Here is a 24193-nt window from a genome sequence, read left to right as displayed (position 1 = left end):
ACCAGCCTTGGATTGGCAGACCCTGCTCAACCGCGAACGCCTTGGAAAACCGCTGCACAGCCCGCAAGAACTGGGCCGCAGCCCGTTCCACAAAGACCACGACCGCATCATCTTCTCCGGTGCCTTCCGCCGCCTTGGTCGCAAGACCCAGGTGCATCCGGTATCGAGTAACGACCACATCCACACCCGTCTGACCCATTCGCTGGAAGTCAGCTGCGTCGGACGCTCGCTGGGCATGCGCGTCGGTGAAACCTTGCGCAGCGCCCTGCCCGACTGGTGCGACCCGAGCGATCTGGGCATGGTCGTGCAATCGGCCTGCCTGGCCCATGACATTGGCAATCCGCCGTTCGGGCATTCCGGTGAAGACGCGATTCGTCACTGGTTCCAGCAGGCGGCCGGGCGCGGCTGGCTCGACGGCATGAGCGAAGCCGAGCGCGGTGACTTCCTCAATTTCGAAGGCAACGCGCAAGGCTTCCGGGTGCTGACTCAACTTGAGTATCACCAGTTCGACGGCGGCACCCGCCTCACCTACGCCACCCTCGGCACCTATCTGAAATATCCGTGGACCGCACGTCACGCCGACTCGCTGGGCTACAAGAAACACAAATTCGGCTGCTATCAGAGCGAACTGCCGCTGCTGGAGCAGATCGCCCACAAGCTCGGCCTGCCGCAACTGGAAGACCAGCGCTGGGCGCGGCACCCGTTGGTGTACCTGATGGAGGCGGCCGACGACATCTGCTATGCGCTGATCGACCTCGAAGACGGCCTGGAAATGGAGCTTCTGGAATACACGGAAGTCGAGTCGCTGCTGCTCGGTCTGGTTGGTGACGATCTGCCGGAAACCTATCGCCAGCTCGGCCCGCAGGATTCGCGTCGACGCAAACTGGCGATCCTGCGCGGCAAGGCCATCGAACACCTGACCAACGCCGCCGCCCGGGCATTCGTCGAGCAACAGGATGCGCTGCTGGCCGGCACCCTGCACGGCGACCTGGTGGAACACATGCACGGCCCGGCCAAACGCTGCGTACTCAACGCCAAAGACATCGCCCGCAAGAAGATCTTCCAGGACAAGCGCAAGACGCTGCATGAAATCGGCGCCTATACCACGCTGGAAATTCTCCTCAACGCGTTCTGCGGCGCCGCGCTGGAGCAACACGGCGGTCGCACGCCGTCGTTCAAGAGCCGACGGATCCTCGATCTGCTGGGCAACAATGCACCGGATCCCCACGGGCCGTTGCACACCTCGTTCCTGCGCATGATCGACTTTATCGCCGGGATGACCGACAGCTATGCCAGTGAGATGGCGCTGGAAATGACCGGGCGCTCCAGCCACTGACAGGGCACCTTCCTCAACCGGGTCAGTGCGAAGCCCGGTTGAAGGATTGATCCATTAAAGTGGCTCAGCGATGTTCGATAGCTGCGCAGACCAAACGTAATCCGTTTAACGACGAAACAATTCAATCAAACGCTGTTTTCTCAATAACCAAACAGCAACTTAAAACATTCAGATAAACAAATAACCTAAACACTTCCTTACGCGACACAGAGTTTTGTCGTAGTCAATTTCCCTTTAGTGTGTAGGACTTATCCTATATTGCTGCTAGAGCCCTGCGAGTTCATGCGATCGCTCATTTATCTGAGCTAAGGTGCGCGCTTTATTCGCGCACGTATGGGATTTGATTATGAACTCCGTTTTTATTGTCGATGATCACCCCGTCATCCGACTTGCCGTTCGAATGCTCCTCGAGCATGAAGGTTACAAGGTCGTCGGCGAAACCGACAACGGGGTCGATGCCATGCAGATGGTTCGCGAATGCATGCCCGACCTGATCATCCTCGATATCAGCATCCCCAAACTCGACGGCCTGGAAGTCCTCGCCCGCTTCAACGCCATGGGCACTCCGCTCAAGACCCTGGTACTGACGGCGCAATGCCCGACGCTGTTCGGCATTCGCTGCATGCAGTCCGGCGCATCCGGTTATGTGTGCAAGGAAGAAGACTTGAGCGAACTGGTCAGCGCCATAAAAGCGGTACTTTCCGGTTACAACTATTTCCCCAGTCAGGCATTGAATCCGGTACGCAGTGACGATGTGCGTTACGCCGAGCTGGAATTATTCAAAGCCGTCAATGACCGCGAACTCATGGTTCTGCAGTTATTTGCCCAAGGGCGCACCAACAAGGAAATTGCCAAGGGCATGTTCCTCAGTAACAAAACCGTCAGCACTTATAAAAAACGCTTGATGCAGAAACTGAAAGCCAGGTCCCTGGTGGAACTTATCGAGATGGCCAAGCGCAACGCGCTAGTGTGAGAGCCTGAATGCCCAGACGTTTAAAGATCTATCTCGCCATATTGTGTGCGAGCCTGTGCCTGACCTCTCAGGCATATGCCGACCTCGTCACTGCGCAGGATTATGTGCTGCGCAGCCGTTCGAGCCACGAAGCGCTGGCCATGTCTCTGCAGCCCGCGCAACGGCAATGGTTACAGACTCGCCACGAACTGGTACTGGGCACTTCCGCACCGGATTATCCGCCGTTCGACATGACCGCCAGCGGTCGCGATTACGAAGGCTTTACCGCCGACTACGCCGGCCTGCTCGGACAGGCTGTGGGCTTGCCGGTCCGGGTCAAGCGCTTTGCCTCACGGGAAGCTGCGGTACGCGCGCTGATAGCCGGTCAGGTCGATATGCTCGGTACCGCCAACGGTTTCGAGGCCAGTAACGTCGACATCCTGCTTTCAATCCCCTACGCCATCGACCAGCCGGTACTGGTCACCCGCGAAGACGAAACCCGCACGCTCACCGAGGGCCTGGCCGGACTGCGCCTGAGCATGGTCTATCACTATCTGCCGCAGAACGAAGTCAAGGCGCTGTACCCCAAGGCCATCCTGACGTCCTACCCGTCCTATCAAAACGCAATCAACGCGGTGGCTTTCGATCAGGCCGACGTGTTTCTGGGCGATACCATTTCCACCCACTACATGATCAACAAGGGCTATCTGAACAACATCCGCATGGCCAATTTCGGCAAACAGGAAGCCCATGGTTTCAGCTTTGCCGTGCACGCCGATAACCCGCAACTGCTGGCCATCATCAACACCGCACTGCAGGCCATACCGGCCAGTGAACGGGACAGCATCGCCAAACGCTGGAGCGCCGGCAGCGACATCCTGCTGACCGACCAGAAACTGCAATTGACCCATCACGAAGAACAGTGGCTCAAACAGCATCCGGTGCTGCGCGTCGTCGTCAACGAAGCGTTCGCGCCGCTGACGTTCTTCGACAGCGACGGCAATCTGCGCGGGATCACCGCAGACCTGCTCGAATTGCTGCGCCTGCGCACCGGCATGCGTTTCGAACTGGTGCGCAGCCGCAGCGACGATGACATGGTCGAGCAGATCAATCAGCACCGGGCCGATCTGATCGCGGCGTTGCTACCCAGCCCGCAACGGGAAAAGACCCTGCAATTCAGCCGTCCCTATCTGGAAAATTCCTTCGTCCTGCTGACCCGCAAATCCACTGACAGCCCGACCCATCCGACGCAGCTCAAGGACAAATACCTGGCGATTGCCCAAGGCAGTCCCATGGCCGACTACCTGCGTCGCGAGTTCCCTGATATCCACCTGACCGAAACCTCCGATACCTTCGGCGCCGCGACCTTGCTCGCCGAAGGCAAGGCCGATGGTGCCGTCGCCTCGCTGGTGATCGCCAACTATCTGATTTCGTCGCGGATCTTCGAGCATCAGTTACAGATCACCACCACCCTGGGCACCCGTCAGGCAGCCTTTTCGCTGGCCACGGCCCGTGACAACAGCGAACTCGGCTCGATCCTCGACAAGGCCCTGCTGAGCATCAGCCCCGAAGAGCTGGGGGTCATCAACAGCCGCTGGCGCGGTTTTTCCAATGCTGCGCAAAGCAACTGGCATCACTATCAGCGTCTGTTTTACCAACTGATCGGCGCAGCCTGCCTGCTGCTGTTGTTGTCCCTGATCTGGAACGCCTACATGCGGCGCCAGATCAAGCAACGCCAGGCCGCCGAGCGGGCACTCAACGATCAGTTCGAGTTCATGCGTTCACTGGTCAACGGCACACCTCATCCGATCTACGTGCGCGATCGCCGGGGTTTGCTGCAAAGCTGCAACGACAGCTACCTCGAAGCCTTCAACGCCAAACGCGAAGACGTCATCGGCAAGAGTGTCATGCAAGGCACCCTGAGCAATGCCTTCGAAGCCCAGGCCTTCGAGGCGGATTACCAGCGGGTTGTGGCTGAGGGGACGCCGCTGCTGCTCGACCGTCCGTTGCACATCGGTGGCCGGCGTCTGACGATCTATCACTGGATCCTGCCTTACCGCGATTCCTGCGGCGATGTACAAGGGATCATCGGTGGCTGGATCGATATCAGTGACCGCCGCCAGTTGTTCGATGAACTGCGCACCGCCAAGGAACAGGCGGACAACGCCAACCGTGCGAAAAGTACCTTTCTGGCGACCATGAGCCACGAAATCCGTACGCCGATGAATGCCATTATCGGCATGCTCGAATTGACGCTCGAACGCATGACCGATCAGGCGCCGGATCGCTCGTCCATCGAAACCGCCTACTGTTCGGCCAAGGATCTGCTGGGGCTGATCGGCGACATCCTCGATATCGCACGGATCGAGTCCGGACGCCTGAGCCTGACTCCCGAGCGGGTCAATCTGGTCGACACCGTCGCTTCGGTGGTAAGGATCTTCGACGGCCTTGCTCGTCAGAAAAACCTCGCTCTGCCCCTGACTGTCAATCCTGCGGGACTCGAAGTCGATGTGGAACTGGATCCGCTGCGCTTCAAGCAGATCCTGTCGAACCTGATCAGCAATGCCATCAAATTCACCCAGAGCGGGCAGGTGCGGGTCACGCTGGACGTGCTGCCCAATGCTGCCGGCAAGTGTTCGCTCGTTCAATTGACGATCCACGACACCGGCGTCGGCATCAGCATTGAAGATCAACAACGTCTGTTCGAGCCGTTCGCCCAGGCTGACAGTGGCCGCCAGCAGGCCCGCAGCGGCGCCGGACTGGGGCTGGTGATCAGCCGCAACCTCTGTGAAATGATGGGCGGTCAGTTGCAATTGAGCAGTCAGCCGGGGATCGGCACCCAGGTCTGCCTGTCGCTGCCGCTGCAAACGCTGCCATGCAGGGTAGCCATGGCGAAAACCGAATCGCCGATCCGCGTGTCAGGTGCGCCGCTGAATATTCTGGTGGTCGACGACCACCCCGCCAATCGCCTGCTGATGTGCCAGCAACTGGAGTTCCTCGGGCACCGTTTCAGCCTTGCCGAAGAAGGTCGCAGCGGATTGGCGAAGTGGCAGGACGATGAATTCGACCTGGTCATCGCCGACTGCAACATGCCGCTGATGAATGGCTACGAATTGGCGGCGGCCATCCGTCAGGAAGAACAACGCACGGGCCGTCCGCCTTGTACGGTCCTCGGCTTCACGGCCAACGCGCAACCCGAGGAAGTGCAGCGCTGCAAACAGGCAGGCATGAATGACTGCCTGTTCAAACCCCTGAGCCTCAGCGCGCTGAGCCAGTGGGTCAATGGCTTGCAACCGGCAACCCCTGAACCTGCGTTCAATCTCGAGGGCTTGCATCAATTGACCGGCGGCAATCCGCTTCAAGCCCGGCGCCTGCTCACGCAATTGCTCAAGAGCAGCCGCCTCGATCGCGAGGAGCTGCTGGCCCTGGCGCCGCACAATGATCGCGAGGCACTGGCGGTGGTGGCGCACAAGATCAAGGGCGCCGCACGGATCGCCCAGGCTTCGCGTCTGATCGTCTGCTGCGATGCGCTGGAACAAGCCTGCCTGCAGACCACGTCTGTGCCGGCCATCGTGCGCTGCATCGAGGCCACCGATGCGGCGATGGTCGAACTGGAGCAGGCGTTGCAGCAACAATTGGAACCGTTCGCAGAAAGCACAATGACCGAGCCTTAACTATGCTTGAACGCTGAGCAGTGTGTTTACTTCAATGGAGAGTCAGCAATGCCCAGCCCACTGCGCCCGGAACAACGCCGGTTCCCGTTGCACGTGCACATCAGCGTCATGTTCACCTTTCTGCTGTTGCTGACAGGTGTCGTGCTGGGGCTGTTCAATTATCGCCAGACCACCCGGATCATCCTGTCTAGCAGTGAAAACCTGTTCAATCGCATCGAACAGGACGTGCGCCTGGACCTGCATTCAACCTACGAACCGATCCGTCATCTGCTCAGCCTGCTGGCCGACAACCAGGCGGCCGGGGCCTCGAACCTGCAACAGCGTCTGGCGCTGCTCAAGCCGTTCAGTCAGTCACTCAAGGACAACACCGATCTCGCTTCGCTGTATCTGGGCTACAGCAACGGCGACTTCTTCATGGTCCGGCCGCTGCGGACCAGCGCCCTGAAAACCCTGCTCAAGGCGCCGCCGACGTCGGCCTATCAGGTCTGGAGCATCGAGCACGATGCCAGCGGCGCTGCGTCGTCGCAGTCGCTATTCTTCGACCAGGCGCTGACACTCGTCGGACGCCAGGACAATCCCGACGACCGCTACGACCCGCGCACTCGCAACTGGTACACCAACGCCCTGCAACAGGGTGATCAGATCACCACCGAGCCCTATGTGTTTTTCTCCACACACAACGTGGGCACTACCCTGGCACGACGCAGCAGCGCAACCAGCGTGATCGGTGCCGACCTGACGCTGGAAGCACTCTCGGCCACCTTGCTCAAACACGTGGTCACCCCCTCCACCGAAATCGTGTTGTTCGATGCCGATGGCAATGCCGTAGCCTATCCGGACAGCAGCCGCCTGATTGTCGATGACAGCAGCGCACGCCTGGCCAAGGCCGCCGATCTGAGCCCGAACCTGCACGCGTTACTGTCCACCACGCATCAGGGCAAACGGCTGAACGTCGATGGCCGCCACTGGATCGTCGCCCGCAGCGATTTGCAGGAGGGTGGGCCGAGAGGTCTGCAAATGGCCCTGTTGGTGCCAGAGGATGAGTTGCTGGTCGACGCCTACCGCATGCGCTGGCAGGGTGCACTGATCACCCTGGCGACCTTGCTGCTGTGCCTGCCGCTGGGTTGGCTGACCTCACGGATTCTGGTCAAGCCGCTGCATGCGCTGGTCAAGGAAGCCGACGCGATTCGCAGCTTCGATTTCAACTTTCCGGTCGCCCGTCGCTCGCCGGTCCTGGAGGTTGATCAGTTGAGCCTGTCGATGGCCCGCATGAAGGAAACACTCGGCAGTTTCTTCCGCATCACCGACAGTCTGTGCGCCGAAACCCGCTTCGCCCCGCTGCTGCAACGGGTGCTGTTCGAAACGGTGCAAATCGCCCAGGCGCAGGCGGGGTTGATCTATCTGCGCGAAAGCGATGGCAACCGGATGGAGCCTTACGGACTGGTCATTGATGGTGCCTCGCACGAGCCGGGCGAGTTCGCTGTACTGGGCCGGGATCTCCTGGCCGATCAAGGGCCGGCGTGGTTCCGGCAACTGATCAACGCTGACAACGTGGTCAGCAGCCTTGGCTTCGAACAGGCCGGGGACTTGCAGAAAGTGTTGCTGGCAATGACGTCGCCGCGCATCCACCTGATCGGAATCCGCCTGCGCAACCGCCACAACGAAACCATCGGCCTGCTGCTTTTGCTGATCAACGACAGCGGCAGCGCTCAGGACTTGGAGAAACTGCGCCCGGACCGCATCGCCTTCCTCCAAGCAGTCTCTGGCGCGGCGGCGGTGAGTATCGAAAGTCAGCGCCTGCAAGCGAAGCAGAAGCAGTTGCTCGACGCGTTCATTCAGTTGCTGGCCGGCGCCATCGATGCCAAGAGTCCGTACACCGGCGGCCACTGCCAGCGCGTGCCGGAACTGACCCTGATGCTCGCGCAGGCCGCGGCCGCCAGCCAGGCGCCGGCGTTCCAGAGCTATCAGCCCAGCGAAGATGAGTGGGAAGCCCTGCACATCGCGGCCTGGCTGCACGATTGCGGTAAGGTCACGACGCCGGAGTATGTCGTCGACAAGGCGACCAAACTGGAAACCCTCAACGATCGCATCCACGAAATCCGCACCCGCTTCGAAGTGCTCAAGCGCGATGCCTGGATCAGCTACTGGCAGGCACTGGCGCTGGGCGGCAACGAGGCGCGACTGTGCGAACTGCGTGACGCCACGCTGACAGAGCTGGACGATGACTTTGCCTTTGTTGCCCGCTGCAATCTGGGCGGTGAGGCCATGGCACCCGTCGATCTGCAGCGCCTTGAGCGAATCGCCGAGCGCCGCTGGACGCGCACCCTTGATGATCGACTGGGGGTGTCATGGGAGGAAAACCGCCGCCAGGCGCAAACGCCGGCGGCGAATCTGCCGGTCAGCGAGCCACTGCTGGCGGACAAGCCCGAACACCTGATCGAACGCGCCGACAGCGAACTGATTCCGGAAGACAATCCGTGGGGGTTCAAACTGGATGTGCCGCGTCATAAATACAATCGCGGCGAACTCTACAACTTGAGCATTACCCGGGGCACGCTGACTCGCGAGGAGCGCTACATCATCAATCACCACATGGTGCAGACGATTCTGATGCTCAGCCACCTGCCCTTCCCCGGTCACTTGGACAGCGTTGCGGAAATTGCCGGTGGTCATCACGAAAAGATGGACGGCAGCGGTTATCCCAAACGTCTGAAGCGCGAGGACATGAGCCTGCCGGCGAGGATGATGGCGATTGCCGATATTTTCGAGGCGCTGACAGCGGCGGATCGACCGTACAAGAAGGCCAAATCCTTGAGCGAAGCCCTGGGGATCATGGCCACCATGTCCCGCGAGGCGCACATCGACCCCGAGCTGTTTGCGCTGTTCATCAACGACGGGGTGTACATGCAGTACGCCGTGCGGTTTCTCGATCCGCGCCAGATCGATGCGGTGGATCCGGCCAGCTTGCTGCGCAAGGCTGGCCTGAGCATCTGATCAGCAGTCGGTCAGACGCAGGAAGATCGCCGCCAGTCGCTCGATACCGGCCTGATCGTCGGTGCCGAAACGCGCCAGTTTCGGGCTGTCGAGATCGAGTACGCCGATCAACCGACCGTCTTTGACCAGTGGCACTACCAGCTCGCTGTTGGAGGCGCTGTCGCAAGCGATATGACCGGGGAACGCATGCACGTCTTCAACGCACTGGGTCTGCCGACTGGCCGCTGCCGCGCCACATACACCGCGACCGAACGGAATGCGCACACAGGCGATCTGCCCCTGAAACGGGCCAAGCACCAGTTCCTCGTTGCGATTGAGGTAGAAACCGGCCCAGTTCAAATCGTCGAGCTGATTGAACAGGAACGCCGAAAACTGCGCGGCGTTGGCGATGAAATCGCGCTCGTCGGCCAGCAGCGATTCCAGTTGTGCGGCCAACATGCCATAGCCTTCGAGGCCCTGGCCGCTTTGTTGCAAATCAATCATGCCTTGTGCTCCAGCAATTTCAGTCCCACCCAGTAACGGGCGAATTGGTACGCGCAACGTCCGTTGCGATTGCCGCGCCCGGTTGCCCAGCGCACGGCGAGGATGTCCAGTGCTTCGTCGCGCTGCCAGCTCAAACCGGCCTTGGCGGCCAACTGGCCGATCCAGTGTTCGACGACGTTGAGGAAATGTTCCTGGGTAAACGGATAAAACGACAGCCACAGGCCGAAACGGTCCGACAAGGCGATCTTGTCTTCCACCGCCTCACTCGGATGCAGTTCGCCGTCGACGCGTTTCCAGTTTTCGTTGTCGCTTTCCTTTTCCGGCACCAGATGGCGGCGGTTGGAAGTGGCGTACAGCAAAACGTTTTCCGGTGCCTGCTCGAGCGAACCGTCGAGCACGCTTTTCAACACGCGGTAATCGCCTTCGCCGGACTCGAACGACAGGTCATCGCAGAACAGCACGAAGCGTTGCGGTAGTTTGGCGATCTGCTCGACCACGCGCGGCAGGTCGGCCAGATGGTCGCGCTCGATTTCGATCAAACGCAGGCCGGCCTTGGCGTGTTCGGCCAGCAGCGCCCGCACCAGCGACGATTTACCGGTGCCGCGCGAGCCCCAGAGCAGCGCATGGTTGGCCGGCATGCCATCGAGAAACTGTTGGGTGTTGCGGCCCAGTTGTTCCAACTGACGGTCGACACCGATCAAGTCGGACAGGCGCATGTCGAGGCTGACTTCCAGCGGCAGCAAATACCCGCTGCGCCCGTCACGCTGCCAGCGCGCCGCCAGGCAGGTTTCCCAGTCGATCAGCGGACGCGCCGCCGGCAGCAAGGGTTCGATCCGCGCCAGAACCGACTCGGCACGTTCAAGAAAAGCATTCAATCGGGAATCCACGTCTTCTCCTCGGGCACGTTCACAGTGATGATGTCGATCCAGCGACGACAGACAGACCTCCATCCCCGCTCAGGCCTTGTTACAAGGCGATTCGGGAACCTCGGTATCCATACATGATCGACTATGCTTGAGCAGCGAAGGGAAACGGAAGTGGTTCAACACCCCATGGATATCAAATTCACCCACCGGCTGTCTTACAAACAAGCCAGATTCACTGTGCTGGTCGGGTTCATTCTGGGCACGCTGCTCAGCCTGCTGCAAATCGGCATCGATTATGCCAGCGAAGACGCCTCCATCAACCGTGAAATCCTGTCTTTGCTGGAAATCAGCCACAATCCGGCGTCGCGTATCGCCTACAACATCGACGCGGAACTGGCGCAGGAACTGACCCTGGGCCTGTTGCGTTCGCCGGCGATCATCTCGGCACAACTGACCGACAACAACGGCAATGTCCTGGCCAACGTCAAACGCCCGGAGCTGCAAAGCGGTTATCGGGTGATCAGCGACTTCATGTTCGGCGCCAAGCGCCAGTTCGAAGACCGCCTGTACCTCGACCACCTGCCCGAAGAATCACTGGGCACGCTGAGTCTTGAGGTCGACACCTACGCGTTCGGCAGCCGGTTCCTGCGTCGCGCCGAAGTCACTCTGCTCAACGGTTTTGCCCGCAGCCTGATCCTCACCGGCATCCTGTTGGCGCTGTTCTACGTGATGCTGACCAAGCCACTGGTGCGCCTGATCCGGGAACTCAGCGCGCGTGACGCACGCAGCGCAGAACCGACCACCCTGGAATGTCCGGCCGGCCACGCCAACGACGAGATCGGTGTACTGGTCAAAGTCGCCAACCAGCAGTTCGACAATATCGCCACGGAAATCCAGCAACGCCGCAACGCCGAAAACCGCCTGACCGATTACCTCGGGCAACTGGAGCACATCGTCTCGGCCCGTACCGCCGAGCTCAAGGCCATCAATACCCGGCTCAGCCAGTCCAACGAAGAACTGGAAGTCGCCCGCAGCACCGCACTGGACATGGCCGAAGCGCGCTCGGCATTCCTCGCCAACATGAGCCACGAGATTCGCACCCCGCTCAATGGCCTGCTGGGGATGATCGCCCTGTCCCTCGACGGGCCGCTGAATGCCGAGCAGCAGCAACAGCTGTCGATTGCCCACGACTCGGGCAAGGTGCTGGTGGAGCTGCTCAACGATATTCTCGACCTGTCCAAATTCGATGCGGGGCAACTGGAGCTGGAACACATCCCGTTCGATCTCGGCTCACTGATCGAGGACACCGCCAACCTGCTGTCGCAGAACGCCGCGCCCAGCGTCGAACTGACCTGCCTGATCGACCCGCATTTCCCGGCGCTGGTGCTGGGGGATCCGACCCGGGTTCGGCAGATTGTCAGCAATCTGCTGTCCAATGCCCTGAAGTTCACCCGCTTCGGCCGGGTCGATGTGCGTCTGTCAGCCCATGACGACGGGGTGCGCATCGAGGTCTGCGACACCGGCATCGGCATCGCCCAGGAAGCCCAGGTGAAAATCTTCCAGCCGTTCACCCAGGCCGGCGCCGGTATCACCCGACAGTACGGCGGCACCGGCCTCGGCCTGGCACTGACCTACAACCTGTGCGAGGCCATGCAAGGCCGATTGACCATCAGTTCCGAGGCCGGTTTCGGCAGCCAGTTCTGCGCCGAACTGCCGCTGCCATGCCATACCCGTGCGGTCATGCCGCCGCCGCTGCACGGCAAGGTACTGGCGATCACCGCTGCCAGCAGCGGCCTCGCAGAACTGCTCAAGACATTGTTGCCGGTGTGGGGCGTGACTTATGAACAGCGCACGATGGACGACCCGTTGCTGGGCCTGTCACCCGATCTGCTGATCACCGATTGCCCGGAATGCCTGTTCAGTCTGCGCCCGACCCTCAGCGCGCCGATTCTCGTTGTCACCGCTTATGGCAGCTTCATGCCCAGCGAAGAGGCCGTCGCGCTGGCGCCACTGCAGCAACAGGCCCGACCACTGGCGCGCAACGCGCTGTATCAGATCCTGCGGCGCATCCTGCTGGCGGACATCACCACGATCAACGATGCGCAGCTCGAGAGCCTGGCAGTCCAACGCCGCGGACGGGTGCTGCTGGTGGAAGACAACCCGGTCAACCAACTGGTGGCCAAAGGCATGCTCGGCAAGCTCGGTTGCGATGTGGTGGTCGCCGCCCACGGCGCCGAAGCGCTGGATCAACTGGAGCACGATGAATTCGATCTGGTGCTGATGGACTGCAACATGCCGGTGATGGACGGCTACGAAGCGAGCCGGCAGATTCGCCAGAGCGGGCGTTGGCCGCACCTGCCGATCGTCGCGCTGACCGCCAACGCCATGTCCGAGGAACGCGAGCGCTGCCGTGCGGCCGGCATGAGCGATTACCTGGCCAAGCCGTTCCGCCGCGAAGAGCTGGCGGCCCTGCTCGACCAGTGGATTCCGACTACGTCAGCGCTTTGATCTGCCCCAGCAGGTGATCGAGACCGTTACGCAAATCGTTGAGCCGATCAAGGTCCACCCCGCTGTCGCACAACAACCGCGCCTTGAGCGGCCCGACCTGCTCGCGCAACGCCTGACCTTGGGAGGTCAGGCTCAGATGCACTTCACGCTCGTCGCGCGCCGAACGCTGGCGCTGCACCAACTGCAATTGTTCAAGCCGCTTGAGCAACGGCGTCAGGGTGCCGGAGTCCAGCGCCAGGCGCTCGCCCAAAGCCTTGACCGTCGGTTGCTCCGGCGCGCTGTCCTGCCACTCCCACAGCACCAGCATCGCCAGGTACTGCGGGTAGGTCAGGCCGAGCTGCTCGAGCATCGGCTTGTAAGCGCGAATCACCGCCCGGGACGCGGCATACAACTTGAAGCACAACTGACTGTCGAGCTTCAGCGAATCGTCGGGCAGGCTGTTCATTTGAGCAGGGCTTCGATCTCGCCGCTGATGTCCTGCGGCTTGGTGGTCGGGGCGAAACGCTTGACCAGTTGCCCATCCTTGCCGATCAGGAACTTGGTGAAGTTCCACTTGATGCCCTCGGAGCCGAGCAGACCCGGAGCGCGCTTTTTCAACTGCACGAACAGCGGATGCGCTTCAGAACCGTTGACATCGATCTTCTTGAACAGCGGGAAACTCACGCCGTAGTTCAGCTCACAGAACTCGCTGATCGCGCCTTCGTTGCCCGGCTCCTGCTTGCCAAACTGATTGCACGGAAACCCCAGGACCACCAGGCCCTGATCCTTGTAGGTCTGCCACAACTCCTCCAGGCCTTTGTACTGCGGGGTGAAGCCGCATTTGCTGGCGGTATTGACCACCAGAACGGCCTTGCCGGCGAAATCGGCCAGGGTCTTTTGCTCACCCTTGATGGTGGTGACAGGAATATTCAGCAGGTTGTCGCTCATGAGACGGCTCCACGGGTTATCGGGAAAGGTCAAACATAGCGAGCAATTAAATTGTGTGCAATTTAATTGATTGCAAATACCCCTGTAGGAGCTGCCGAACGCGGCCCGAACCTCCGGCAGCTCCTACACGGTGGATCAAGCGAGCCGGTCAAGCGAGCAGTTCATTCGCGCGGCTCAAGATTCAGGCACACCGAGTTGATGCAATAACGCAGGCCGGTCGGTGGCGGGCCATCGGGGAACACGTGGCCCAGATGCGCATCGCAGCGAGCGCATTTGACCTCGGTGCGGATCATGCCGTGGCTGGTATCGCGGATTTCGGTCATGGCGCTTTCGCCGATCGGCGCGTAGAAGCTCGGCCAGCCGCAGCCGGAATCGAATTTGGTCTTGGAATCGAACAGCGGCTCATTGCAGCAGACGCAGTGATAAACGCCGTCAGTCTTGGTGTCGTTGTATTTGCCAGAGAACGGTCGCTCGGTGGCGCTCAGGCGACATACGTTGTACTGCTCGGGGTCGAGCATCTCCCGCCATTCTTCCAGGGTTTTTTCCAACTTTTCCATCATCACACCTCAGCGGCTGAAAAAGCCCGATCTGTACCTTTTCCACGGATCGGGTGGCACGTATGATTGCGCCTCGTCACACGCCAGTCTGGCAGCCAGACCGGGCGCATTCAAACGGATTCTCGGCGCCACGGCGCAAGGCTCCGCCTGTGCGAAGACGCAGGAATCCCAGTACGGTTGTCCATTCACCGTCTGGATCGTTCATTTTCGGGATCACATCGCCATGCAGTTCAGCAAATCGAACAAGCTCGCCAACGTCTGCTACGACATTCGCGGCCCGGTGCTCAAGCACGCCAAACGTCTGGAAGAGGAAGGCCAGCGCATCCTCAAGCTGAACATCGGCAACCCGGCGCCGTTTGGTTTCGAAGCGCCGGACGAAATTCTTCAGGATGTGATCCGCAACCTGCCGACCGCCCAGGGCTACAGCGACTCCAAAGGTCTGTTCAGCGCCCGTAAAGCGGTGATGCAGTACTACCAGCAAAAAAATGTCGAAGGTGTTGGCATCGAAGACATTTACCTGGGCAACGGGGTGTCCGAGCTGATCGTGATGTCGCTGCAGGCACTGCTCAACAACGGCGACGAAGTGCTGGTACCGGCCCCGGACTATCCGCTATGGACCGCCGCCGTGAGCCTGGCCGGCGGCAATGCCGTGCACTACCTGTGCGACGAGGGCGCCGACTGGTTCCCTGATCTGGCCGACATCAAGGCCAAGATCACTCCGAACACCAAGGCCATGGTGATCATCAACCCGAACAACCCGACTGGCGCGGTGTATTCGAAGGAAGTGCTGCTGGGCATGCTGGAAATCGCCCGCGCGCACAACCTGGTAGTGTTCTCCGACGAGATCTACGACAAGATCCTCTACGACGACGCCGTGCACATCTGCACCGCTTCGCTGGCGCCGGATCTGCTGTGCCTGACCTTCAACGGTCTGTCGAAATCCTACCGCGTGGCGGGTTTCCGCTCCGGCTGGATTGCCATCTCCGGGCCGAAACACAATGCCCAGAGCTACATCGAAGGCATCGACATGCTGGCCAACATGCGCCTGTGTGCCAACGTCCCGAGCCAACATGCGATCCAGACCGCCCTCGGCGGCTATCAGAGCATCAATGACCTGGTGCTGCCGCAAGGTCGCCTGCTGGAGCAGCGCAACCGCACCTGGGAGCTGCTCAACGATATTCCGGGTGTCAGCTGCGTCAAGCCGATGGGCGCGCTGTATGCGTTCCCGCGGATCGACCCGAAGGTCTGCCCGATCCACAACGACGAAAAATTCGTCCTCGACCTGCTGCTCTCCGAGAAGCTGCTGGTGGTGCAAGGCACGGCCTTCAACTGGCCGTGGCCGGATCACTTCCGCGTGGTAACCCTGCCCCGTGTCGACGATCTCGAGATGGCCATCGGACGCATCGGCAACTTCCTCAAGTCCTACCGCCAGTAACCGGTCAACGGTGCGCAACGGCCCGAACGTTGCGCACTGTCTGATTCAGCAACACTTCTGCACTCTCCACCTCGCTGCGCCTTCTACACTTGCGATTCGTATGGCTGACACGCCTCTGGCGTAGTGGCGGCGGGTGGCGACTGTCTGTCAGCCCTTTCGGTTTCGGTCGTAAGCAATGACCTGCAGACCCTGGAATCCGCTGTAGGACACAGTTTGAAATAGTCACTCGGTTGAATCGCCCGGTGCCGCACCTTATATACCCCGCAGTACGCTACATCTTTAGCTTGAGGAGATTTCTACAACCATGATGCGCATCCTGCTGTTTTTGGCCACTAACCTGGCGGTCGTGCTGATAGCCAGCATCACCCTGAGCCTGTTTGGCTTCAACGGGTTCATGGCGGCCAACGGGGTTGATCTCAACCTAAGTCAGCTGCTGGTTTTCTGTGCGGTCTTTGGTTTCGCCGGTTCGCTGTTCTCGCTGTTCATCTCCAAGTGGATGGCGAAGATGAGCACCAGCACCCAGATCATCAGCCAGCCACGTACCCGGCATGAGCAATGGCTGCTGCAAACCGTCGAGCAACTGTCCCGCGAAGCCGGGATCAAGATGCCCGAAGTCGGTATTTTCCCGGCCTACGAAGCAAACGCCTTTGCTACCGGCTGGAACAAGAACGACGCGCTGGTCGCGGTCAGCCAGGGCCTGCTCGAGCGCTTTTCGCCGGATGAAGTGAAAGCCGTTCTGGCCCATGAAATCGGTCACGTGGCCAACGGTGACATGGTCACCCTGGCGCTGATCCAGGGCGTGGTGAACACCTTCGTGATGTTTTTCGCCCGGATCATCGGCAACTTCGTCGACAAGGTGATTTTCAAGAACGAAGAAGGCCAGGGCATCGCCTACTACGTGGCAACGATCTTCGCCGAACTAGTCCTGGGCATCCTCGCCAGCGCCATCGTCATGTGGTTCTCGCGCAAGCGCGAATTCCGTGCCGACGAAGCCGGCGCACGTCTGGCGGGTACCAACGCGATGATCGGTGCGCTGCAACGCCTGCGCGCTGAACAGGGCCTGCCGGTGCACATGCCGGACACCCTGAACGCCTTCGGCATCAACGGTGGCATCAAACAGGGCTTTGCCCGCATGTTCATGAGCCACCCGCCGCTGGAAGAGCGTATCGACGCGCTGCGTCGTCGCGGTTGATTCGACTGGCGCAGTAACGAAAAGGCCCGCAGTGATGCGGGCCTTTTTTATACATACGAATAATGGTTGTTGCTGATGACCTCTTCGCGAGCAGGCTCGCTCCTACAGGGTTCTGTGGCACTCACACAATTCGCGATTCACAACAAATCATTGTAGGAGTGAGCCTGCTCGCGATAGGGCCGGCACTGCCTGCTACTGTCCAGAAACCCGGTAAACCCGCTCCTCCAACCGCGTCACCCCCGCCTGCAGAAACTTCCAGCTCTCCCCCAGCACATCCTGCTCATCCAGCATCCGCACCTGCCAGGCGCCACCCAGCAAGCGCTGCACCTCATCATCGCTCACTGCAAACGGCGGCCCTGGCATCTGCGTCTGATCGTAATCCAGTGTAATCAACAAGCCTCGCACAATTGGCGGCAGGATTTGTTGCAGATGCGCCGCATAGCGCTCACGCATCGCTGACGGCAAGGCGATCAGCGCTGCCCGGTCGTACAACGCAGCGCAGTCCGCTACATCGTCAGCTGTCAGGGCGAAGAAATCACCGCACCACAATTCGATGGAATCGGCGCGATAAACCTTAAACAGCCCCTTCTCGCTGACCTGCGGCGTTACCTGCTGCTCACTGAAAAAGTCATCAATGGCCTTCTGCGACAATTCCACTCCGAGCACCTGATGCCCGCGCCCGGCCAGCCACGCCAAATCCAGACTTTTCCCACACAACGGCACGAGCACTCGCGCCGTTGCCGGTACCGCCCAGTGACGCTGCAGATAGGGGTTCACCTCAGGCAGATGAAAGCCGATCTGATTGGATTCCCACTTCTTGTGCCAAAACTCAGGCTGCATGCATCACCCCAAAAAATTCGATCAAAAGGCGTTAAAACTTATATTAGATTTAGATCATTGATCTGACTGAAGATGAGGCCATCTTACCGCTCAGGAACCTTTCCATGTTTCCCAGCCTGTTTATCTCCCACGGCTCACCGATGCTGGCCCTGGAACCCGGCGCCAGTGGCCCGGCTCTGGCGCGTCTGGCTGCCGAACTGCCGCGGCCGAAAGCCATCGTGATTGTCTCCGCGCATTGGGAAAGCCAGGAGTTGCTGGTCAGCAGCAACTCGCACCCAGAAACCTGGCACGACTTCGGCGGTTTTCCCCGCGCCCTGTTTGAGGTGCAATATCCGGCACCGGGCGATCCGCAACTGGCGGCCGAAGTTGCCCAACTGCTGAATGCTGCTGATCTGTCGGCACGCCTTGATCCACAACGACCGTTCGATCACGGCGTATGGGTGCCCCTGTCTCTGATGTACCCGCAGGCGGACATCCCGGTGGTGCAGGTCTCGCTGCCGAGCCGCAGCGGCCCGGCACTGCAAACCCGAGTCGGACGTGCGTTGGCGAGCCTGCGTGCTCAGGGCATTTTGCTGATCGGCTCCGGCAGCATCACCCACAACCTGCGCGAACTGGACTGGCACGCCGGCCCGGAAAGCGTCGAGCCATGGGCACGGGACTTCCGTGACTGGATGATCGACAAGCTTGCGGCCGATGATGAGGCAGCACTGCACGACTACCGTCAGCAGGCACCGCAAGCGGTGCGCAGCCATCCGAGTGATGAGCATTTGTTGCCGTTGTATTTCGCCCGCGGTGCCGGGGGTGAGTTCAGTGTGGCGCACCAGGGGTTCACGATGGGTGCATTAGGCATGGATATTTATCGTTTCGGATAAACGCAACAGCAAAAGCAAAGTTCGCAGCCTGCGGCAGCTCCTACATTTCAGAATGCGTTCCCCCCTGTAGGAGCTGCCGCAGGCTGCGATCTTTTGATCTTGAAAGACAAGCAAAAAAAATCCCCGAACCAGTCGGGGATTTTTTATGTTCGATCAATCAGCCCAAGGGCGGATCAATCTTCGCGGTAGCGACGCAGTTTCAGCTGCTTGCCAGCGACACGAGTGTCCTTCAGCTTGGTCAGGAGTTTGTCCAGACCATCTTCCGGCAGCTCGACGAGGCTGAAGCTGTCACGCACCTGGATGCGACCGATTGCTTCGCGAGCCAGACCACCTTCGTTGAGGATGGCGCCCAGCAGGTTCTTGGCGGCGATACCGTCACGCGCACCCAGCGCGGTACGGCAACGGGCACGACCTTCGCCCAGAGGCATTGGCGCGCGACGCTCGCGATCACCACGCTCAGGACGATCACCGGAACGCTCAGGACGGTCGCCACGCGGTGCGTTGTTCGGCACCAGTGGGCGTTCCTTCTCGATCGCAGCCAGGTTCAGCGCTTGACCGTTGGTCGCCTTGCGCAGCAGGGCTGCAGCCAGAGCACGTGGAGTGCAACCGATGTCGGCAGTCAGGCGATCCAGCAGTTCGCCGTGAGTCGACTCGGCATCAGCGACCAGCGGCGACAGGCTGTTGGTCAGTTTCTTGATGCGTGCATCGAGAACAGCCTGAGCGTCCGGCAGACGCACTTCGGCAACCTTCTGACCGGTGACACGCTCGATCACTTGCAGCATGCGGCGCTCACGCGGAGTCACCAGCAGCAGCGCACGACCTTCGCGGCCGGCACGGCCGGTACGGCCGATACGGTGCACGTAGGATTCCGGGTCGTACGGCATGTCCACGTTGAATACGTGGGTGATGCGCGGAACGTCCAGACCACGGGCAGCAACGTCGGTCGCCACAACGATGTCCAGGCGGCCATCTTTCAGCGAGTCGATCACGCGCTCACGCTGGTTCTGGGCAATGTCACCGTTCAGCGCAGCGGCTTTGTAGCCTTTGGCGTCGAGGGCGCTGGCCAGATCCAGAGTCGCCTGCTTGGTGCGCACGAACATGATCAGCGCGTCGAAGTCTTCCACTTCCAGCAAGCTGAGAACGGCAGAGGTCTTCTGGTCAGCGTGAACCAACAGATGAGCCTGTTCGATCGCGGTAACGGTCTGGGTCTTGGTCTGGATCTTGACGTGTTGCGGATCGCGCAGATGGCGTTCGGCAATGGCGCGGATCGACTGCGGCAGGGTAGCCGAGAACAAAACGGTCTGACGGGTCGCTGGCAGAGCCTTGAAGATGACTTCCAGGTCATCCATGAAGCCCAGTTTCAACATTTCGTCAGCTTCGTCGAGAACCAGGTGGTTCACGGTCGACAGGACTTTCTCGTCGCGACGCAGGTGGTCACACAGACGGCCCGGGGTAGCGACAACAATCTGTGCGCCATTACGGATAGCCTTGAGTTGCGGGCCCATCGGCGCGCCGCCGTAAACGGCTACAACGGTGACGCCTGGCATTTGCTTGGCGTAGGTTTCAAAAGCGGTTGCTACTTGCAGCGCCAACTCTCGGGTTGGCGCCAGGATCAGGGCTTGCGGTTCGCGCTTGGCAGGATCGATGCGGTGCAGAATAGGCAGTGCGAACGCGGCGGTTTTACCGGTACCGGTTTGCGCCTGGCCAATCATGTCCTGGCCGGCCATGATGATCGGGATCGATTGCTGCTGAATCGCCGAAGGCTCTTCGTAGCCGGTCGCTGCGACGGCTGCAAGAATATTCGGGTTAAGATTAAAAGCGGCGAATCCGCCGGTTTCCTGGGTCATGGGTCTGCCTCTAAGTGCATCCGCAAAGACCCATGCTCCAAAGCTGCGCATGCCGTGTTGAGACTCTAGAGTCGCCCTGGCAGCTTTGTCGGCGGGGATTTGCGAAAACGAATGAATGAAAAAAAGAATCGTCCGGGAAGAGCCCGCAATGCGGACGTGCAGCCGAAGCTGACTTCGGGAAATTGCGCTACCTAAACGCGGCCCGGTTAAAGGCCGGCGCGCACTATACCGGATTTTGCCCAAAAAGGGAGCTTTTTTTATCGCCTGAATCCGTGTGTCAGCGCTGTTTGACGGGGTTTTGCGGATAATCGTGCGAAGGTCTATTTTTCAAAGGCCCGGCCTTGCGGGCGATGACGCTTAAACGATTCACCGATGTGCGGCATACCGTCGCTGCACCCGCCCTTCCCGCCCGAGGATCTCCCCATGAATCAGCCCTGCCCCGGCCGCGTCAGCCGTGAACGTCGTGGTCATGTCCACTTGATCGGCCTTGACCGAGCCGCCAAACGCAACGCGTTCGACCTTGATCTGCTCAATGAGCTGAGCCTGGCCTACGGTGAGTTCGAGGCCGACAGTGAAGCGCGGGTCGCGGTGGTGTTCGGGCATGGCGAGCACTTTACCGCCGGTCTGGATCTGCTCAATGCCAGCGCTGCCCTCACCGAAGGTTGGCAGGTTCCGACCGGTGGTTGCGACCCGTGGGGTGTTTTCGTCGGACCGCGAGTGAGTAAACCGGTGATTGTTGCCGCGCAAGGCTACTGCCTGACCATCGGCATCGAGTTGATGCTGGCCGCCGACATCAACCTGTGTGCGAGCAATACCCGCTTCGCGCAAATGGAAGTGCAGCGTGGGATTTTTCCTTTTGGTGGCGCGACTTTACGCTTTCATCAGGTGGCCGGCTGGGGCAACGCGATGCGCTGGCTGCTGACCGGAGACGAGTTCGATGCGCATGATGCGCTGCACCTGGGCCTGGTGCAGGAAGTGATGGCCAGCGAGGATCTGTTGCCACGGGCGATCAAACTGGCCGAGCGGATTGCCCGGCAGGCACCGTTGGGGGTGCAGGCGACGCTGATGTCGGCGCGGCAGGCGCGGTATGAAGGTGAGACGGCGGCGGCACAGGGGTTGCCGGCGCTGGTGAAGAAGTTGCTGGGGAGTGAAGATGCCAAGGAGGGAGTGAGGTCGCTGGTGGAGCGGCGCCCCGGGGTCTTCAAAGGGATCTGAGAATGATGGCGCCTGTCAGGGCTCTATCGCGAGCAGGCTCACTCCTACAGGGAAAACGCATTCCAATGTAGGAGTGAGCCTGCTCGCGATAGGGCCGGATCGGCCAACAAGGCCTTGACTGAAAACTCAAGTGGCCGGGCGGATACTGTTGATCAACGACTGCAACGAATATCCCAATCGCGGCGCCAGCGCTTCGGCGCGGGCGGTCAGGGCCTGCATGTCGAGCACCTGATCCAGATCTGCCGGCACAATCAGAATCACATTGCCCTCTTTCACCGGCAGCTCCCAGTAATGCCGGTGGTAGAGCCCGCGCAGCAACGCTGCACCCAACGGCTTGCCATCATCGGTGGCCCACTGGTTGATCACCAGCCAGCCACCCGGATTCAGGCGCTTCTGACAGTCGCCGAGAAAACTCCAGGCCAGATGCCCGACACCCGGCCCCACGTCGGTGTAGAGGTCGACAAAGATCAGATCCGCAGGCTCGGCCGTCGGCAGCAACTCCAGCGCATCGCCGACTCGAATGTACAAGCGTGGGTCGTCATCCAGCCCCAGATACTCGATGGCCAGGCGCGGCACGTCCGGGCGCAGCTCGATGGCTTCGACGTCTTCCAGCGGCAGGAACTTGAGGCAGGCCTGGGTCAGCGTGCCGGCACCGAGGCCGAGAAACAGCGCGCTCTCCGGTTGCTCATGGCACAACGCGCCAATCAGCATCGCCCGGGTGTAGTCGTATTCGAGCCAGCTCGGATCGGCGGTGAACACGCAACTCTGTTCGATGGCATCGCCAAATTCCAGAAAGCGGTAATCGGCCACTTCCAGCACGCGAATCACGCCGAACTCATCCTGTACCTCGGCGAGCAACAGCTCGACGCGCTCCTCAGTCATTTCGTCTCCTGATGGTCACCGGGCGCGGTGACGCGATGGCACCGCTCCGGCGCCGTGGCAAAGCGGCGATTGTCGGTGATGGGGCGGGAGCAGGTCACGCACTAATTGCTGCTACCATGGGCTTCCCCTGCGAAGAACCAATCAGAGACCGTGATGAGCCAACCCTGGAGCCCTGACAGCTGGCGCGCCCTGCCGATCCAGCAACAACCCCAATACCCTGACGCGGCGCATCTGCGCCAGGTCGAGCAGACCCTGGCCAGCTATCCGCCGCTGGTGTTTGCCGGCGAAGCGCGCGAGCTGCGCCGTCAGTTTGCCGAAGTGACTCAGGGTCGGGCGTTCCTGCTGCAGGGCGGCGATTGCGCGGAAAGCTTTGCCGAATTCTCTGCAGCGAAGATTCGTGACACTTTCAAAGTATTGCTGCAGATGGCGATCGTCATGACCTTCGCCGCCGGTTGCCCGGTGGTCAAGGTCGGGCGCATGGCCGGCCAGTTCGCCAAGCCGCGCTCGGCCAACGACGAAACCATTGACGGCGTGACCCTGCCCGCCTACCGCGGCGACATCGTCAACGGTATCGGTTTCGACGAAAAGAGCCGCGTGCCGGATCCGGAGCGCCTGCTGCAGTCGTATCACCAGTCCACCGCCACCCTGAACCTGTTGCGCGCCTTCGCCCAGGGCGGTTTTGCCGACCTGCATCAGGTGCACAAGTGGAATCTGGATTTCATCGCCAACTCGGCACTGGCCGAAAAATACAGCCATCTTGCCGACCGCATCGATGAGACCCTGGCGTTCATGCGCGCCTGCGGCATGGACAGTTCGCCGCAACTGCGCGAAACCAGTTTCTTCACCGCCCACGAAGCGCTGCTGCTGAACTACGAAGAAGCCTTCGTGCGTCGCGACAGCCTGACCAACGATTACTACGATTGCTCGGCGCACATGTTGTGGATCGGCGACCGCACCCGTCAGCTCGACGGCGCCCACGTCGAATTTCTGCGCGGGGTGAACAACCCGATCGGGGTGAAAGTCGGCCCGAGCATGAACCCGGATGATCTGATCCGCCTGATCGACGTGCTCAACCCGGACAACGATCCGGGCCGCCTGAACCTGATCGCGCGCATGGGTGCGAACAAGGTCTGCGATCACCTGCCGGCACTGATCCGCGCGGTGCAGCGTGAGGGCAAGCAGGTGCTGTGGAGCTCGGACCCGATGCACGGCAACACCATCAAGGCCAGCAGCGGCTACAAGACCCGCGACTTCGCGCAGATCCTTGGCGAAGTGAAGCAGTTTTTCCAGGTGCACGAAGCCGAAGGCACTTATGCCGGCGGGATTCACATCGAGATGACCGGGCAGAACGTCACCGAGTGCATCGGTGGCGCGCGGCCGATCACTGAAGACGGACTGTCGGACCGCTACCACACCCACTGCGATCCGCGGATGAACGCCGACCAGTCGCTGGAACTGGCGTTTTTGATTGCGGAAACCCTGAAACAAGTCCGCCGCTAGACCGAGTCGCCCCCATCGCCAGCAGGCTGGCTCCCATATGGGTTGACCTGTATCCCTGTAGGAGCTGCCGAAGGCTGCGATCTTTTGATCTTGTTTTTAAGATCAAGATCAAG

At 60.5% G+C, this 24193-nt stretch carries 18 protein-coding genes; 10 read left to right on the top strand and 8 right to left on the bottom strand.

Going from position 1 to position 24193, the window contains the following annotated elements:
* Window positions 1-7: 7 nt before the first annotated feature.
* From BW33_RS15325 to BW33_RS15310, 4 genes are all read left to right on the top strand, one after another.
* Complete coding sequence (locus tag BW33_RS15325) at window positions 8-1336, top strand: deoxyguanosinetriphosphate triphosphohydrolase (protein WP_047599861.1); 1329 nt, start codon at window positions 8-10, stop codon at window positions 1334-1336.
* A gap of 346 nt (window positions 1337-1682) precedes the next feature.
* Window positions 1683-2309: a response regulator transcription factor gene (locus BW33_RS15320; protein ID WP_007969092.1), complete on the top strand. Its 627-nt coding sequence runs from the start codon at window positions 1683-1685 to the stop codon at window positions 2307-2309.
* Between the two features lie 8 nt (window positions 2310-2317).
* The gene (locus BW33_RS15315) at window positions 2318-5962 is read left to right on the top strand and encodes a transporter substrate-binding domain-containing protein (protein ID WP_047599860.1); all 3645 of its coding nucleotides are present in this window, start codon (window positions 2318-2320) and stop codon (window positions 5960-5962) included.
* Window positions 5963-6010: 48 nt separating this feature from the next.
* Window positions 6011-8956, top strand: coding sequence for an HD domain-containing phosphohydrolase (locus BW33_RS15310; protein WP_047599859.1), 2946 nt, complete (start codon window positions 6011-6013; stop codon window positions 8954-8956).
* Here BW33_RS15310 and BW33_RS15305 read toward each other — a convergent pair whose 3' ends face one another.
* Entirely contained in the window at window positions 8957-9439 is a 483-nt protein-coding gene (locus tag BW33_RS15305; RefSeq protein WP_047599858.1) for a GAF domain-containing protein, read from the bottom strand. It lies immediately after the preceding gene.
* Window positions 9436-10326 (bottom strand): ATP-binding protein, encoded by an 891-nt coding sequence (locus BW33_RS15300; protein WP_047599857.1) that lies wholly within the window; start codon window positions 10324-10326, stop codon window positions 9436-9438. The genes BW33_RS15305 and BW33_RS15300 overlap by 4 nt, the downstream gene beginning before the upstream one ends.
* 165 nt (window positions 10327-10491) lie before the next feature.
* Between BW33_RS15300 and BW33_RS15295 the strand changes: the two genes are divergently transcribed.
* Window positions 10492-12813, top strand: coding sequence for a hybrid sensor histidine kinase/response regulator (locus BW33_RS15295; protein ID WP_047599856.1), 2322 nt, complete (start codon window positions 10492-10494; stop codon window positions 12811-12813).
* On the opposite strand, the gene BW33_RS15290 is transcribed toward BW33_RS15295, so the two are convergent.
* The 3 genes from BW33_RS15290 to msrB form a co-directional block, all read right to left on the bottom strand.
* Entirely contained in the window at window positions 12797-13258 is a 462-nt protein-coding gene (locus BW33_RS15290) for a MarR family winged helix-turn-helix transcriptional regulator (protein WP_047599855.1), read from the bottom strand. The two genes, BW33_RS15295 and BW33_RS15290, sit on opposite strands and share 17 nt — an antisense overlap.
* Window positions 13255-13740, bottom strand: coding sequence for a glutathione peroxidase (locus tag BW33_RS15285; RefSeq protein WP_047599854.1), 486 nt, complete (start codon window positions 13738-13740; stop codon window positions 13255-13257). Before BW33_RS15285 ends, BW33_RS15290 begins: the two co-directional genes overlap by 4 nt.
* Window positions 13741-13901: 161 nt before the next feature.
* On the bottom strand, window positions 13902-14297 hold the full coding sequence (msrB, locus tag BW33_RS15280) for a peptide-methionine (R)-S-oxide reductase MsrB (protein WP_047599923.1): 396 nt from the start codon (window positions 14295-14297) through the stop codon (window positions 13902-13904).
* Between the two features lie 223 nt (window positions 14298-14520).
* Between msrB and BW33_RS15275 the strand changes: the two genes are divergently transcribed.
* Both BW33_RS15275 and htpX read left to right on the top strand, forming a co-directional pair.
* Complete coding sequence (locus BW33_RS15275; protein ID WP_003226761.1) at window positions 14521-15732, top strand: pyridoxal phosphate-dependent aminotransferase; 1212 nt, start codon at window positions 14521-14523, stop codon at window positions 15730-15732.
* Window positions 15733-16036: 304 nt separating this feature from the next.
* Window positions 16037-16924: a protease HtpX gene (htpX, locus tag BW33_RS15270; protein WP_007964827.1), complete on the top strand. Its 888-nt coding sequence runs from the start codon at window positions 16037-16039 to the stop codon at window positions 16922-16924.
* Between the two features lie 192 nt (window positions 16925-17116).
* Here the strand turns inward: htpX and BW33_RS15265 are convergent, their stop codons facing one another.
* Window positions 17117-17764 carry a thiopurine S-methyltransferase gene (locus tag BW33_RS15265; protein WP_047599853.1) on the bottom strand — a complete coding sequence of 216 codons (648 nt, stop codon included), beginning with the start codon at window positions 17762-17764 and terminating at the stop codon, window positions 17117-17119.
* Between the two features lie 104 nt (window positions 17765-17868).
* Between BW33_RS15265 and BW33_RS15260 the strand changes: the two genes are divergently transcribed.
* Window positions 17869-18636 carry a DODA-type extradiol aromatic ring-opening family dioxygenase gene (locus BW33_RS15260; RefSeq protein WP_047599852.1) on the top strand — a complete coding sequence of 256 codons (768 nt, stop codon included), beginning with the start codon at window positions 17869-17871 and terminating at the stop codon, window positions 18634-18636.
* Between the two features lie 173 nt (window positions 18637-18809).
* On the opposite strand, the gene BW33_RS15255 is transcribed toward BW33_RS15260, so the two are convergent.
* A complete protein-coding gene (locus BW33_RS15255) occupies window positions 18810-20483 on the bottom strand; it encodes a DEAD/DEAH box helicase (RefSeq protein ID WP_047599851.1) in 1674 nt (557 codons plus the stop codon).
* 423 nt (window positions 20484-20906) lie between these two features.
* Between BW33_RS15255 and BW33_RS15250 the strand changes: the two genes are divergently transcribed.
* Window positions 20907-21698, top strand: coding sequence for a crotonase/enoyl-CoA hydratase family protein (locus tag BW33_RS15250; protein ID WP_047599850.1), 792 nt, complete (start codon window positions 20907-20909; stop codon window positions 21696-21698).
* Window positions 21699-21824: 126 nt separating this feature from the next.
* Here the strand turns inward: BW33_RS15250 and BW33_RS15245 are convergent, their stop codons facing one another.
* On the bottom strand, window positions 21825-22580 hold the full coding sequence (locus BW33_RS15245) for a spermidine synthase (protein WP_047599849.1): 756 nt from the start codon (window positions 22578-22580) through the stop codon (window positions 21825-21827).
* Window positions 22581-22733: 153 nt separating this feature from the next.
* On the opposite strand from BW33_RS15245, the gene BW33_RS15240 reads away from it, so the two are divergent.
* A complete protein-coding gene (locus BW33_RS15240; protein ID WP_047599848.1) occupies window positions 22734-24080 on the top strand; it encodes a class II 3-deoxy-7-phosphoheptulonate synthase in 1347 nt (448 codons plus the stop codon).
* The last annotated feature ends 113 nt before the right edge of the window (window positions 24081-24193 follow it).

It is taken from the genome of Pseudomonas sp. RIT288, assembly GCF_000631985.1.
GTDB lineage: Bacteria > Pseudomonadota > Gammaproteobacteria > Pseudomonadales > Pseudomonadaceae > Aquipseudomonas.
The sequence above is the reverse complement of the archived record's forward strand: the minus strand, read 5'-3'. Positions and strand labels throughout refer to the sequence as shown.